The sequence below is a fragment of the Pseudomonas sp. 8 R 14 genome (assembly GCF_900005955.1).
Classification (GTDB): Bacteria; Pseudomonadota; Gammaproteobacteria; order Pseudomonadales; family Pseudomonadaceae; genus Aquipseudomonas; species Aquipseudomonas marginalis.
Map to the genome: position 1 here is coordinate 69912 of NZ_CVTH01000055.1, position 13925 is coordinate 83836.

12 protein-coding genes are annotated in these 13925 nt (G+C 62.1%); 2 read left to right on the top strand and 10 right to left on the bottom strand.

Features of this window, described 5'->3' with window-relative positions; translation table 11 throughout:
- Window positions 1–13 precede the first annotated feature (13 nt).
- The 10 genes from BFQ01_RS11825 to bioB all read right to left on the bottom strand — a co-directional run bounded on the left by BFQ01_RS11825 (window position 14) and on the right by bioB (window position 12204).
- The gene (locus tag BFQ01_RS11825; RefSeq protein ID WP_065925409.1) at window positions 14–1792 is read right to left on the bottom strand and encodes an acyl-CoA dehydrogenase C-terminal domain-containing protein; all 1779 of its coding nucleotides are present in this window, start codon (window positions 1790–1792) and stop codon (window positions 14–16) included.
- A 122-nt stretch (window positions 1793–1914) separates the two neighbouring features.
- Window positions 1915–3684 (bottom strand): acyl-CoA dehydrogenase C-terminal domain-containing protein, encoded by a 1770-nt coding sequence (locus BFQ01_RS11830; RefSeq protein ID WP_065925410.1) that lies wholly within the window; start codon window positions 3682–3684, stop codon window positions 1915–1917.
- 90 nt (window positions 3685–3774) lie between these two features.
- Window positions 3775–5064, bottom strand: a complete 1290-nt coding sequence (locus tag BFQ01_RS11835) for a GGDEF domain-containing protein (protein ID WP_065925411.1) — start codon at window positions 5062–5064, stop codon at window positions 3775–3777.
- A gap of 204 nt (window positions 5065–5268) precedes the next feature.
- Entirely contained in the window at window positions 5269–7074 is a 1806-nt protein-coding gene (locus tag BFQ01_RS11840) for a phenylacyl-CoA dehydrogenase (protein ID WP_027605944.1), read from the bottom strand.
- A gap of 252 nt (window positions 7075–7326) precedes the next feature.
- Entirely contained in the window at window positions 7327–7608 is a 282-nt protein-coding gene (locus BFQ01_RS11850; protein WP_065925412.1) for a pyrroloquinoline quinone biosynthesis protein PqqE, read from the bottom strand.
- A 106-nt stretch (window positions 7609–7714) separates the two neighbouring features.
- Window positions 7715–8395 carry a dethiobiotin synthase gene (bioD, locus tag BFQ01_RS11855; RefSeq protein ID WP_065925413.1) on the bottom strand — a complete coding sequence of 227 codons (681 nt, stop codon included), beginning with the start codon at window positions 8393–8395 and terminating at the stop codon, window positions 7715–7717.
- Window positions 8392–9204, bottom strand: coding sequence for a malonyl-ACP O-methyltransferase BioC (bioC, locus tag BFQ01_RS11860; protein WP_065925414.1), 813 nt, complete (start codon window positions 9202–9204; stop codon window positions 8392–8394). Before bioC ends, bioD begins: the two co-directional genes overlap by 4 nt.
- The gene (locus tag BFQ01_RS11865; RefSeq protein WP_065925415.1) at window positions 9197–9928 is read right to left on the bottom strand and encodes an alpha/beta fold hydrolase; all 732 of its coding nucleotides are present in this window, start codon (window positions 9926–9928) and stop codon (window positions 9197–9199) included. Before BFQ01_RS11865 ends, bioC begins: the two co-directional genes overlap by 8 nt.
- Entirely contained in the window at window positions 9921–11102 is a 1182-nt protein-coding gene (bioF, locus tag BFQ01_RS11870) for an 8-amino-7-oxononanoate synthase (protein WP_065925416.1), read from the bottom strand. Before bioF ends, BFQ01_RS11865 begins: the two co-directional genes overlap by 8 nt.
- Window positions 11103–11148: 46 nt before the next feature.
- A complete protein-coding gene (bioB, locus tag BFQ01_RS11875; RefSeq protein ID WP_065925417.1) occupies window positions 11149–12204 on the bottom strand; it encodes a biotin synthase BioB in 1056 nt (351 codons plus the stop codon).
- Window positions 12205–12297: 93 nt separating this feature from the next.
- Here bioB and BFQ01_RS11880 point away from each other — a divergent pair, with 93 nt between their 5' ends.
- Both BFQ01_RS11880 and BFQ01_RS11885 read left to right on the top strand, forming a co-directional pair.
- Window positions 12298–13035: a ComF family protein gene (locus tag BFQ01_RS11880; protein WP_065925418.1), complete on the top strand. Its 738-nt coding sequence runs from the start codon at window positions 12298–12300 to the stop codon at window positions 13033–13035.
- A gap of 52 nt (window positions 13036–13087) precedes the next feature.
- The gene (locus BFQ01_RS11885; protein WP_065925419.1) at window positions 13088–13852 is read left to right on the top strand and encodes a TOBE domain-containing protein; all 765 of its coding nucleotides are present in this window, start codon (window positions 13088–13090) and stop codon (window positions 13850–13852) included.
- Window positions 13853–13925: the final 73 nt, after the last annotated feature.

Sequence of the window (13925 nt, forward strand, 5' to 3'; positions counted from 1 at the left end):
GCCCTCCAAGCCGTTAGAACAGTGCCTCATCCAGCAAAAACAGTGATTCGCTACCGGCTTTTACCGACGCACTCAGCGAGTGAATACGTGGCAACAGACGCGCAAAGTAGAAGCGCGCGGTGCCCAGCTTGCTGGCGTAGAAGTCTTCCTCAGTCTCTTTGCCCAACGCGGCCTTGGCCATGCGCGCCCACATATAGGCGTAGGCCATGTAACCAAATGCATGCAAATACTCCACCGAGGCTGCGCCGATCTCGTTCGGATTGGTCCTGGCACGATCCAGCACCCAGGCGGTCAATTCGTCCAGGTTATCCACCGCTGCGCCCAGTGGCTGGGTGAACTCCGCCAATTCGGGCCCCGCCGAGGCGATGAACTGGCGAATCTCGTCGGCGAACAAGGTGTAGAACGCACCGCCGCTGCCGACGATCTTGCGTCCCATCAAATCCAGTGCCTGGATGCCGTTGGTGCCTTCGTAGATCTGGGTGATACGTACATCACGCACCAGTTGCTCCTGGCCCCACTCACGAATGTAACCGTGGCCACCAAACACTTGCTGGCCGAGCACGGTGGTTTCCAGGCCCAGGTCGCTGAGGAACGCCTTGGCGACCGGCGTCAACAAGGCCACCAGGTTATCGGCCCGCTCGCGGGCAGCGGCATCTTCACTGAACTTGGCGATGTCCAGCTGCGTCGCCACATAGGTGGAAAACGCGCGTCCGCCTTCGTTGGAGGCTTTCATGGTCAACAGCATACGGCGCACGTCGGGGTGGACGATGATCGGGTCGGCCACTTTGTCTTTGGCCTGGGCACCGGTCGGCGCACGGCTTTGCAGGCGGTCCCGCGCATATTCAATCGCGTTCTGGTAGGAGCGCTCGCCGGACGCCAGGCCCTGGATACCCACGCCAAGGCGCTCATAGTTCATCATGGTGAACATCGCCGCCAACCCACGGTTGGGTTCGCCCACCAGGTAGCCAACGGCTTCGTCGAAGTTCATCACGCAGGTGGCGGATGCCTGGATACCCATCTTGTGTTCGATGGAGCCGCAGCTCACCGGGTTGCGCGCGCCCAGGCTGCCGTCGGCGTTGACCATGAACTTCGGCACCAGGAACAGCGAAATCCCCTTGGGACCGGCCGGTGCGTCCGGCAGTTTGGCCAGCACCAGGTGAATGATGTTCTCGGTGAGGTCGTGTTCACCGCCAGTGATAAAGATCTTGGTTCCGCTGATCCTGTAGGAACCGTCTGCCTGCGGCTCGGCCTTGGTGCGGATAATCCCCAGGTCGGTACCCGCGTGTGCTTCCGTCAGGCACATGGAGCCTGCCCACTCGCCGGAATACATCTTCGGCAGGTAGATGGCCTTGAGTTCCTCGCTGGCATGGGTGTTGATCGACACGCAGGCGCCGGAGGTCAGCATCGGGTACAGGCCGAACGCCAGGCTTGACGAGTTGATCATCTCCTCGACCTGGGCCGATACCGCCTTGGGCATGCCCATGCCGCCAAACACGGGGTCGCCGCCTACGCCGACCCAGCCACCTTCAGCGTAGGTCTTGTAGGCCTGTGGATAACCATCCGGAGTAAACACCGCCGTGTTATCCCAGCGGCAGCCCTGTTCATCGCCGCCACGGCTGAGCGGGGCGATGGATTTGGCGGTGACCTTGCCGGCTTCTTCGAGGATGGCCTCTACGGTTTCGGCGTCAACGCTGTCTGCCAATGCCGGCAATTGGGCCCAAGTGGTGGCGACCTCAAAGACTTCGTTGAGGACGAAGCGCATATCACGCAGCGGCGCTTTGTAATCAGCCATGGCAAACCTCGTGAGAACGTGAAAAGTGATTCGATAGGATCGGTTTTACAGGCTCCGAGTGTACCCGAACAACTTTTCAGACACATAGGGTCCACTTGTGACTGACTGGTATTTTTAAGTCATCACAGCGCAAACGACTCCGCAGGCAGACTCATCAGGCATTCGCTGCCCGCTTCCACGGCGGCGCGGTGGGTTGCGGTACGTGGCAACAGGCGCTTGAAGTAAAAGTCGCAGGTCGCCAGCTTGGCCTTGGCGAAGTCAGTGTCATCGTGCGCCAGCGCTGCAATGGCCATCCGAAGCCACAGGTAGGCGAGGATGATGTAACCGCTGTACATCAAGTAATCCACCGCCGCTGCGCCCACCTCATCCGGGTTTTTCATCGCGGCCATACCGACCTGGGTAGTCAGCTCGCCCCATTCCTGATTCAGTTGATTAAGCTGCACCACATAGCCCTTGAGCTGCGCATGTTCGGCATTCGCCGCGCAAAACTTATGCACGATTTTGGTAAAGCCGCGCAGCAGCTTGCCCTGGCTGCCCAACACCTTGCGCCCCAGCAGGTCGAGGGCCTGGATGCCGTTGGTGCCTTCGTAGATCGGCGCAATCCGCGCATCGCGCGCCAGTTGTTCCATGCCCCACTCACGAATGTAGCCATGGCCGCCGAATATCTGCATGCCGTGGTTGGTCACCTCCAGCCCGGTGTCGGTCATAAAGGCTTTGCAGATGGGAGTGAGGAACGCCAACAGGTCTTCGGCCTCCTGGCGCTGGCCGGCGTCGCTGCAAAGGTGCGCGGTGTCGAGCAACTGCGCGGTGAAATAGGTCAGTGCGCGGTTGCCTTCGTTGAAGGCTTTCATGGTCAGCAGCATACGGCGCACATCGGGATGCACGATGATCGGGTCGGCGGCTTTCTCCGGGGCCTTGGCGCCGGTCAGCGCGCGCATTTGCAGGCGGTCGTTGGCGTACTTGATCGCGCCCTGGAAGCTCGCCTCGCCATTGCACAGGCCCTGCATGCCGGTGCCCAGGCGGGCGTGGTTCATCATGGTGAACATGCAGTTGAGGCCCTTGTTCGCCTCGCCAATCAAAAAGCCCTTGGCGCCGTCGAAGTTGAGCACGCACGTGGCCGAGGCCTTGATGCCCATCTTGTGCTCGATAGAGCCGCAGTGCACCGCATTGCGCTCAGCCGAATCCACATGGAACTTGGGCACGATAAACAGCGAGATACCCTTGGTGCCCGCCGGCGCATCCGGCAGCTTGGCCAGCACCAGATGGATGATATTGGCGCTCATGTCGTGCTCACCGGCCGAGATGAAGATCTTGCTCCCGGTGATCGCGTAGCTGCCATCCGCCTGGGGCACGGCACGGGTCTTGATCAGGCCCAGGTCGGTGCCGCAATGGGCTTCGGTCAGGCACATGGTGCCGGTCCATTCGCCTGCGGTGAGTTTGCTCAGGAACGTGGCCTTCAGCTCTTCGGTGCCGTGGGCGTGGATCGCCGACATCGCGCCGTGGGTCAGGCCCGGATACATGCCCCACGAGGTGTTGCTGGAGCCGATCATCTCGCTGAGCACCAGGCCCAACGATTGCGGCAGGCCCTGGCCGCCGTAGGCCGGGTCTGCCGCCACACCGTGCCAGCCGCCCTCGACGTACTGGGCGAAGGCTTCCTTGAAGCCCTTGGGCGTCGTCACCACGCCGTTGTCGAAATGGCAGCCCTCCTCATCACCACTGCGGTTGAGTGGCGAAAGCACGTTCTCGCAGAATTTGGCACCTTCTTCCAGGATTGCACTGACCATGTCCGGACTGGCGTCCGTGGCGCCCAGGGCAGCGTAGTGGCCGTGGAAATCAAACACGTTGTCGATCAGAAAGCGCATGTCGCGCAGTGGAGCTTTGTACTCAGGCATGGCGATGTCTCCGGCAGCAGATCCTTTCAACCTACTGCCGGCCAGCGCCTCGGACAATCATTGTAGAACCGCTGAATACAGCGCCATCACTCAACCGGCAGCGCTCTGCATGCGCACCGCGCCACGGCGGGTCTGCCCGGCCGCAACCACACAGTTACGCCCCGCGCCCTTGGCGGCGTACAGCGCCTGGTCGGCGGACTTGAGCACTTCTTCCGCCGTGCGCTGGTCGATCTGGCGTTCGGCCACGCCGATGCTGACCGTCACAGACACACTCGACGCGCCGCTGCCCGCCCGGCGTTGACGGCCTTGTTGATCATCCTGGGGCCGGTCCGAATTACGCAGCTTAATGTCATAGTTGGCGACGATCTCGCGGATTTCCTCCAGGTGCGGCATGCACTCATCCAGGGTCTTGCCGGCGAACACCACGGCGAACTCTTCACCGCCGTAGCGGTAGGCACGTCCACCCCCATTGACCTTGGACAGCTTGCTCGCGACCAGGCGCAGCACCTGGTCGCCCACATCGTGACCATGGGTGTCATTGAAGCGCTTGAAGTGATCGACGTCGGTCATTGCCAGCACATAGTTGCGCCCCAGCCGCTGCATGCGTTCGTTCAGGGCACGGCGCCCCGGCAGGCCGGTCAGTTCGTCGCGGAACGCCATTTGATAAGCCTCGTGGGCCACGCCGGCGGCGATCATCAGCATGACCTGGCTGCACATGATATTCAGCGTGAACGGCAGGATGAAGGTCTGCGGCAACATCCAGAACATCCCCAGCAAGCCCACCAGTTGCGCTGCATGCAGCGGGCGCGGCTGGTACCAGTATTGCGCCGCCAGGGCGAGGAAGCCGACCAGGAACATCGGGTAAGACAACTGGATCAGGCTCATCCAGGTCCCATGCAGAGCGGGCCAGCGGATCTCCGCCAGCCAGTTCAGCAGTGCCTGGGGATAACTTTGCTCCAGGGCCAGCGCCACGCTGCCGATTGCCAGCAGCACCGCACAACGGGCAACGAAGTCGCGAAACAGGTGGGTCTTCTCCTGCCACAGCGCGTAGATGCTGAACAGCAACGGCAATAACAGGCAACACAGGTGAAACACCACGGCCGCGTCTTCGCGCACGCGGCCATTGTCGCGATAGAAATCGGTCTGGGTATCGAGCAGGAAGTAGGCGATGTACACCGTGATCATCAGGAACAATTCACGCTGACGGCGATAAACCGCGCAGTACGAACCGCCCAGCAACAGCACCAGGGTCGGCAACACATTGAACAGCGAGGTGAAGAAGACGCTGAGGTCCTTGACGTACGCAGCCGAGAGCCCGGCCAGCAACAGCAGCAACGAAGGAAGAAAGTGACTGAAACGTAAAGCAGACACGCGTGACAAGGGTAAAACTCCGACCCGCAAAAAGTAGTGGCACTGTGCCTTGATGCGAACAGTTAAGCACACCCTGCCCGTCATGTATCACATTGCCATCACTGTAACGGCAGCCGGAGAAAATCCCTGAGCGCTGCACTGTGTTTTTTATCCCCCAATGAAAAAACCGCCGCTCCCAAGGGAAGCGACGGTTTCAAATGAACCCGGTAAGGCTTAGTAAGCCAGGCCGAAGTCTTCTTCTTTCATGTCCATCAGGTTACTGGCGCCCGACAGCATGGTGGCCACGTGGGTACGGGTCCGCGGCAGGATGCGCTGGAAGTAGAAGCGCGCGGTTTGCAGCTTGGCGGTGTAGAACGCTTCTTCGCTGGTACCGGCGGCGAGTTTTTCGGCAGCCAGGCGCGCCATGTCGGCCCAGAAGTAAGCCAGGCACGCGTAACCGGAGTACATCAGGTAATCCACCGAAGCGGCCCCCACCTCTTCGCGGTCTTTCATCGCGGCCATGCCGACCTTCATGGTCAACTCGCCCCACTCTTTGTTCAGCGCAGCCAGCGGTGCCACGAATTCCTTGACCGCGTCGTTGCCTTCGTTGGCCTGGCAGAACTTGTGCACGATCTTGGTGAAGCCCTTGAGCGCTTCGCCCTGGGTCATCAGCACTTTACGGCCGAGCAGGTCCAGTGCCTGGATGCCGGTGGTGCCTTCGTACAGCATGGAGATACGGCTGTCGCGAACGTTCTGCTCCATGCCCCACTCGGCGATAAAGCCGTGGCCGCCATAGATCTGCACGCCGTGGTTGGCGGATTCAAAACCGACTTCGGTCATGAACGCCTTGGCAATCGGAGTCATGAATGCCAGCAGGCCGTCGGCCTGTTTCTTGGCCTCGTCGTCGGTGCCGTACTTGACGATGTCCACTTGCTTGGCGGTGAAGTACACCATCGCACGGTTACCTTCGGCGAAGGCTTTCATGGTCAGCAGCATGCGGCGCACGTCAGGGTGCACGATGATCGGGTCAGCGGCCTTTTCCGGCGCTTTCGGGCCAGTCAGGGAACGCATCTGCAAGCGATCGCGGGCGTATTTCAGGCCGCCCTGGAAGCCGATCTCGGCGTGGGCCAGGCCTTGCAGCGCGGTGCCCAGGCGAGCGGTGTTCATAAAGGTGAACATGCAGTTCAGGCCTTTGTTCGCCGGGCCGATCAGGAAACCGGTGGCCGCGTCGAAGTTCATCACACAGGTGGCGTTACCGTGGATACCCATCTTGTGTTCCAGGGAACCACAGCTCACGGCGTTGCGCGCACCGATCGAGCCGTCGGCGTTGGGCAGGAACTTGGGCACGATGAACAGCGAGATGCCTTTGGTACCCGCCGGTGCGTCCGGCAGGCGGGCCAGCACGATGTGGACGATGTTGTCGGCCATGTCGTGTTCACCGGCCGAGATGAAGATCTTGGTACCGGAGACTTTGTAGGAACCATCGGCCTGAGGCTCGGCCTTGGTGCGCAGCATGCCCAGGTCGGTACCGCAGTGTGGCTCGGTCAGGCACATGGTGCCGGTCCACTCGCCCGACACCAGCTTGGTCAGGTAAGCCTCTTGCTGCTCGGGGGTGCCATGCTCGGAAATGGTGTTCATCGCACCATGGGACAGGCCCGGGTACATGCCCCACGACCAGTTGGCTTCGCCGACCATTTCGCTCACGGCCAGGCCCAGGGATTCCGGCAGGCCTTGGCCACCGTGCTCCACGTCGTGGGCCAGGCTTGGCCAGCCGCCTTCGACAAATTGCTTGTAGGCTTCTTTGAAACCAGCAGGGGTTTTTACGCCAGACTCACTCCAGGTGCACCCTTCGATGTCACCCACGCGGTTCAACGGTGCCAGCACTTGCTCACAAAACTTGGCGCCTTCTTCGAGAATGGCGTCAACCATGTCCGGGGTAGCGTCCTGGCAAGCCGGCAGGCTTTGATAGTGCGCTTCATAGCCGAGCAGTTCGTCACGAACGAAGCGAATATCACGCAAGGGGGCCTTGTAGTCAGGCATAGCGATAAACCTCTGCTGATGTATCTGGAATGAACAACCGCGTGGATTTGTTATGGCGGTCAAACAGGTGTTTGAAACATACGTTTACGACCTAGGGATGTCAAGCGTCGTCCAGACACCGTTTGTCATGACGCGGGTCAATGGCAGGCATGGCGAGGCCTGCGGCGGGATGCCACAAGGTGTTCAGAAGAAAATGGAGGATTGCGCAAAGGCGACCAGCCCCAGGAAGAAGCCGGTCGTACGAAAGAGGGGTTAAGCGAAGGTGTCGATCAGGGTACCGAGCATTTCGTCTGAAGCCTTGGCGACCTTGGCGCCCAACTCCACTTGAAACTTGCCTTGGGCCATTTCAACCATATTGCTCGCCGAGTTCGTCGGCTGGGCGCGGTCATTGGCTTGCAACCGGTCGCGCTGTGCGTCCGACGGCTGGGTGGTCGCGGCGCTGGCAATCCTGCCGGCGGCCTGGTCGACACGGCTCTGCCCGGCCTGAATGGTGCTCAGCCCCGAGTAAAACGCGCTGCTGCCAGAGATGTCCATGGCTTCAACCTGCCTTTAGAGAATCGTGAAGTTGAATTGAAGCAGACATACTGGCAAAAAGCCCGTTAAAAACACTAATGGCATAATGCCTTGCCGATAGCCAGAATCAGTCAAGCAGGTCCAGTTGCAGGTACTCAGCTACCGCCTCGGCGCCGGCGTGCTTGAGCTTGGGCACTCGTCCAAGGCATGGCGCGGGCAAACGCTCGGCCAGGGTGGCGAGGTTTTCTTCCAGACGAGAGGTCTTGGGGTCGATGATATTCGCCACCCAACCGGCCAAGGGCAAACCGTCCCGGGCGATGGCTTCGGCGGTGAGCAAGGCATGGCTGATGCATCCCAGGCGCACGCCCACCACCAGGATCACCGGCAGTTGCAGCGCCATGGCCAGGTCCGACAGGTTGTCCTGGTCAGCCAACGGCACACGCCAACCGCCTGCGCCTTCGATGAGGGTGAAATCCGCCTGACGCGCCAGAATCTGCTGCATGGGTTTCAACAACGACTGCACCGTCAGCGCGACGCCGGCCTCCCGCGCGGCCAGATGGGGCGCGATGGCGGGTTCGAACGCCACCGGGTTGACCTCGGCATAACTCAACGGCAATGAACATTCGGCCAGCAGCGCCAGGGCATCGGCGTTGCGCAAGCCCTTGGCCGTGACCTGGCAGCCGGAAGCCACGGGTTTTCCCGCGGCAGTACTTTTGCCGGCTAGCCGAGCGGCGTGCAACAGGCCGGCGGCGATAGTGGTCTTGCCGACATCCGTATCGGTGCCGGTGATGAAATAGGCGGCGCTCATAGGGGCTTCTCCAGGACGGCGTACACCACTTGATAAGTGGCCGGCAGTCCCTCGGCCTGACGGAACTGCTCGTAGGCGTCTACCAGTGCAACAATCCGCGCACGGCCCGTCAACCCTCCCGGGCGGCCCGGATTGAGATTGTGCGCACCGAGCGCCTTGAGCTCATGGGTCAGGCTGCGCACATCCGGATAATGCAGCACATGGGCACGTCGCTCCAGGCTGACCACGCGCAAACCGCTGGCCGCGCACAACTGCTGGTACGCCTCGAAAGTGCGGAAGCGATTGACGTGCACCAGGCCATCCGCCGCCCGCCAGCTTTCGCGCAACTCATCCAGCGTCCCGACGCACAAACTGGCGAACGCCAGCACGCCACCCGGCTGCAGCACGCGATAGGCCTCGCTGAGCACCGCCTCGAAGTTCGCACACCACTGCACCGCCAGGCTGGAGAAGAGCAGCTCGAAGCTCTCGGCTTTCAGCGGCAAGCGTTCTGCATCACCCGCGACAAAATGATGTGCGCCACCCAAAGGCCGGGCATGGTTAAGCATGCCCTCGGCAATATCCAGCGCCACACCTTGGCTGGCGGGCAACAACTCGCCCAGCACACGGCTGAAATAACCCGTGCCGCAGCCCATATCCAGCCAGTGCCGTGGCGCACACGCTGATGGCAGGCGGGCCAGCAGCCCATGCCCTACGGCGCGCTGCAACTCGGCGACGCTGTCGTAACTGGCCGCCGCACGGGAAAACGACGCCGCCACCTGACGTTTGTCCGGCAAGGCGCCCGGCAGGGAGGGATGGGATAAATCAGTCATCGACGCACTCATGCAAAAAAGCCTGGATGGCCCCCGCCACACCGTGGGGGTCTTCCAGAAGAAAAGCGTGACCAGCCTGTTCAATCAGGCCGATTTCCACATCCGGCAGCAGCCTCAGCAGGTCGCTGGCGGCTTCGGCGGGCACCAATCCGTCCATGCCGGCGAACAGGTGCAACTGTGGGCCGCGATAAGCCAGCAAGGCTTCGCGGGTATCCAGTTGGGCCAGCAGTTCCAGACCGGGCATCAACACGCTGGACGCTGAATGCGGCGCGCCACTGACCAGCAGGCGCGACAGCCCCCGCGGGTCCTCGGCGCCCTTGGCGCACAACAGGCCGAAGCGCTTGAGGGTGACTTGGGAGTCGGCATGGCAGCCGGCCAGGAACGCATCGAAGGTCGCGGCGGGCATCCCATGGGGCCAGCCGTCGTGTGCGACGAAGCACGGGTTGCTCGCCAGGGTCAGCAAGCCGCAGCAACGCTCGCCGCGCCGCGCCGCCAGTTCGGCAGCGAGCATGCCGCCCAGGGACCAGCCGCCCAGCCAGGCGTTGTCGGGCAGGGTAGCGTCGAGTTCGTCGAGCCATTCATCGAGGTCGCTGGAAGCAAGCGCCGGCAATGGCTCGACCTGCACCTGCAGGTGTGCGTCCAGGCCACGCAAGGCGGCGGCCAAAGGCTCCAGCGGCGATACGCCGAGACCCCAGCCGGGCAGCAGGATCAGTCGATCACGCATGGTCGGGCTCCGTGGCACCAGACAAGCGGAAACACTCTTCCAATGCGTTTAACAATAGCTGTACCTGCGCCTCGCTGTGGGCTGCGGTCAAGGTCACGCGCAAACGCGCGCTGCCGGCGGGTACGGTGGGCGGGCGGATCGCCGTGACCATCAGGCCCCGCTCACGCAGCATCTGCGACAGTCGCACGGCCTTGGCACTGTCGCCGATCAGGATCGGCTGGATCGGTGTAAAGCTGTCCATCAAGTCCAGGCCAAGCTGCTCGGCGCCCTGGCGAAACTGACGAATCAGGCGGTCGAGGTGCTCGCGCCGCCAATGTTCGGTGCGTAGCAGCTCCAGGCTTTTCAGGGTGGCGCAGGCCAGCGCCGGCGGTTGGCTGGTGGTGTAGATATACGGCCGGGCAAACTGGATCAGGCTTTCGATCAGGTCCTCACTGCCCGCGACAAACGCGCCCGCCGTGCCGAACGCTTTGCCCAGGGTGCCGACCAATACCGGCACGTCGTCCTGGCTCAAGCCGAAATGCTCGACGATCCCGCCGCCATTAGCGCCGAGCGGACCAAAGCCATGGGCATCATCCACCATCAACCAGGCGCCTTTGGCCCTGGCTGCACGGGCCAGTGCCGGCAGGTCGGCCAGGTCGCCGTCCATGCTGAACACACCATCGGTGACCACCAGCGTATTACCGGTGGCTTTCTCCAGGCGCTTGGCCAGGCTGATCGCGTCGTTGTGCAGGTAGCGATTGAAGCGCGCACCGGACAGCAAGCCGGCATCCAGCAGCGAGGCATGGTTGAGACGGTCTTCCAGCACCGTATCGCCCTGCCCCACCAACGCCGTGACCGCACCGAGGTTGGCCATGTAGCCGGTGGTAAACAGCAGCGCACGCGGGCGGCCAGTGAGATCGGCCAGCGCCTCCTCCAGTTCATGGTGCGGCGTGGAATGGCCCACCACCAAGTGCGAGGCACCGCCGCCCACGCCCCAATGGGACGCCCCGGCGCGCCAGGCCTCGATCACTTGCGGGTGATTGGCCAGGCCCAGGTAATCGTTATTGCAGAATGCCAGGAGGGGTTGACCGTCAACCACCACCGCCGGGCCTTGGGGGCTCTGGAGCAGCGGGCGTTGACGGTAAAGGTGTTCGGCACGGCGGGCAGCGAGGCGCGCGGAGAGATCAAAAGACATGCAGGCCTCGGGGTGGCAGGTGCAACTCGGTCAAAACATATGGGAATCAAACAACGGCGTTATAGAACTGCTCGCTGCTCTTCTGCTCCACCAACGCCTGTTCGATGGCCGCCTGGTGCACTTCATCCGCATGCTCTTCACGGGCTTCCGGCAGGATGCCCAGGCGCGAGAACAGTTGCATGTCCTTGTCGGCCTGAGGGTTGGCGGTGGTCAGCAGTTTGTCGCCGTAGAAGATCGAGTTGGCACCGGCAAAGAACGCCAGGGCCTGCATCTGCTCGTTCATCGCTTCGCGCCCCGCCGACAGGCGCACATGGGATTGCGGCATCAGGATGCGCGCCACGGCCAGCATGCGGATGAAATCGAACGGGTCGATGTCCTCGGCATTTTCCAACGGTGTGCCGGCGACTTTCACCAGCATGTTGATCGGCACCGACTCCGGATGCTCCGGCAGGTTGGCCAACTGGATCAGCAGGTTGGCGCGGTCATCAAGGGACTCGCCCATGCCAAGGATGCCGCCGGAGCAGATCTTCATCCCCGACTCACGCACATAGGCCAGGGTTTGCAGGCGCTCGCTGTAGGTACGGGTGGTGATGATACTGCCGTAGAACTCCGGCGACGTATCCAGGTTGTGGTTGTAGTAATCCAGGCCGGCCTGGGCCAGGGCTGCCGTCTGGTCCTGGTCGAGACGGCCGAGGGTCATGCAGGTTTCCAGGCCCATGGCCTTCACGCCTTTGACCATCTGCAGCACATAAGGCATGTCTTTGGCCGACGGGTGTTTCCAGGCGGCGCCCATGCAGAAACGGGTCGAACCGATGGCCTTGGCGCGAGCGGCCTCTTCGAGGACCTTCTGCACCTCCATCAGCTTTTCTTTTTCCAGGCCCGTGTTGTAGTGGCCCGACTGCGGACAATATTTGCAATCTTCCGGGCAGGCACCGGTCTTGATCGACAGCAGGGTCGACACCTGTACACGGTTGGCATCGAAATGCGCGCGGTGCACGGTCTGCGCCTGGAACAACAGGTCATTGAACGGCTGCACGAACAACGCTTTGACTTCGGCTAAGGACCAATCGTGACGCAAGGTGGCGGTGGTGCTGGCGCTCATGGGCGATTCCTTGATTATGCTTTGGCAAGCGCTGCGGGAAGGGGCGATATCCACAGGCACGACACGGATGCTCGGCATATTTAAGGAAGATTCATGCACTGTCAACCAAGCTACAAACACGAAGTTTACATCTGGTCAAAAAACATACAGACATGTTTAATCTGCGACGAGACGACTGAAACCGCCGACTGTGTCTGCAACGTCTGCGAAACCGAGCTGCCCTGGCTGATGGAGCATTGCGAAATCTGCGCCCTGCCTTTGGCGATGGACGGCCTGGTCTGCGGCCAGTGCCTGAGACAACCGCCCGCCTTTAAACACGTGATCGCCCCCTGGACCTACAGCTTTCCGGTGGACACCCTGATCAGTCGCTTCAAGCACCAGGCACGCTGGCCCCTCGGGCATATGCTGGGGCGCTTGCTGGGGCACTACTTGCAACATCGCTTCGACAACCACTCACTCACCCGCCCGGACATGCTGCTGCCAGTGCCCATGGCCCGCAGGCGCCTGCGTGAACGGGGCTATAACCAGGCGCTGATGCTGGCGCGCTGGCTCAGCGTCGACCTCGACCTTCCCCACGATGAACATCTATTGCTACGCCCTTATGAAACCGTCGCGCAGCAAGCCCTCGACGCCAAGACGCGCAAGCGCAACCTGCTCAACGCCTTCGCCCTGGCCCCGGGTGCCGAGGTGCGCGGCCGCCACCTGGCACTGGTGGACGACGTGCTCACCACCGGCGCCACCGCCCACAGCCTGGCGCGGTTATTGATCAACGCCGGCGCGCGACAGGTAGACGTGTACTGCCTGGCCCGCACGCCAAAGCCTGGCACTTGACTCTCATGCCTCGCGGCCGCAACGTCCGCTCATCCCACCACAGCGAATGCCCATGTCCCTACCGACGCTGCTCAGCCAACATATTGTCCGCCGCCCCCAGCGTATCGCCCTGCTGGGGCATATCGCCGAGCAGGGCTCCATCACCCGCGCCGCCAAAAGTGCGGGCTTGAGCTACAAGGCCGCCTGGGACGCCATCGACGAGCTGAACAACCTGGCGCAAAAACCCTTGGTCGAACGCAGTGTCGGCGGCAAGGGCGGCGGCGGCGCCAAACTCACGGCCGAGGGTGAACGGGTGTTGCGCCTCTACCAGCGCCTGCAAGTGTTGCAGGCCGAAGTGCTCGGCTCGGACGAGGCCGCCAGCGACTTCAACCTGCTCGGCCGCTTGATGCTGCGCACCAGCGCCCGTAACCAGTTGCATGGTCAGGTCATTGCGATTGAACAGCGTGGCCGCAACGACCTGATTCACTTGCAGCTCGCCGGAGGGCTGACCCTGGCGGCGCAAATCACCCATGACAGTACGCAACGGCTGGAGCTGGAAGTCGGCGTGGAAGTCGTTGCGCTGATCAAGGCCGGCTGGCTGGAATTGCTGGCGCCCGACAAACCTGCAACACCTGGACACAATTGCATGAGCGGGACCGTAGACGCGATTCTCGCCGCCGAGGACGGCCCCAGCGAAGTGCGCATCGCCCTGCCCAATGGCCAGGTTTTATGCGCCTTGGCGCAGCCCGCCGCGCTCGAGGCCCTGGGCGCCGCCGCTGGCAGGACGCTCCAAGTGCAATTTGCCGCCAGCAATGTGCTGCTCGGCACGCCGGTCTGAGCCGAGTAGCTCTTCAAACTGCAACAATTTCGTCACGCCCGCTCCTTATGGTGTCTGCAAAAACCGCAGGGAG

What these genes read in the sequence shown, in the direction of transcription:
- BFQ01_RS11880 (WP_065925418.1), top strand. Translation starts at nt 12,298, where the DNA reads ATGCACTGTCAACCAAGCTACAAACACGAAGTTTACATCTGGTCAAAA.
- BFQ01_RS11865 (WP_065925415.1), bottom strand. Translation starts at nt 9,928, where the DNA reads ATGCGTGATCGACTGATCCTGCTGCCCGGCTGGGGTCTCGGCGTATCG.
- bioD (WP_065925413.1), bottom strand. Translation starts at nt 8,395, where the DNA reads ATGAGCGCCGCCTATTTCATCACCGGCACCGATACGGATGTCGGCAAG.
- bioB (WP_065925417.1), bottom strand. Translation starts at nt 12,204, where the DNA reads ATGAGCGCCAGCACCACCGCCACCTTGCGTCACGATTGGTCCTTAGCC.
- BFQ01_RS11850 (WP_065925412.1), bottom strand. Translation starts at nt 7,608, where the DNA reads ATGGACATCTCTGGCAGCAGCGCGTTTTACTCGGGGCTGAGCACCATT.
- BFQ01_RS11825 (WP_065925409.1), bottom strand. Translation starts at nt 1,792, where the DNA reads ATGGCTGATTACAAAGCGCCGCTGCGTGATATGCGCTTCGTCCTCAAC.
- BFQ01_RS11830 (WP_065925410.1), bottom strand. Translation starts at nt 3,684, where the DNA reads ATGCCTGAGTACAAAGCTCCACTGCGCGACATGCGCTTTCTGATCGAC.
- bioC (WP_065925414.1), bottom strand. Translation starts at nt 9,204, where the DNA reads ATGACTGATTTATCCCATCCCTCCCTGCCGGGCGCCTTGCCGGACAAA.
- BFQ01_RS11840 (WP_027605944.1), bottom strand. Translation starts at nt 7,074, where the DNA reads ATGCCTGACTACAAGGCCCCCTTGCGTGATATTCGCTTCGTTCGTGAC.
- BFQ01_RS11885 (WP_065925419.1), top strand. Translation starts at nt 13,088, where the DNA reads ATGTCCCTACCGACGCTGCTCAGCCAACATATTGTCCGCCGCCCCCAG.
- bioF (WP_065925416.1), bottom strand. Translation starts at nt 11,102, where the DNA reads ATGTCTTTTGATCTCTCCGCGCGCCTCGCTGCCCGCCGTGCCGAACAC.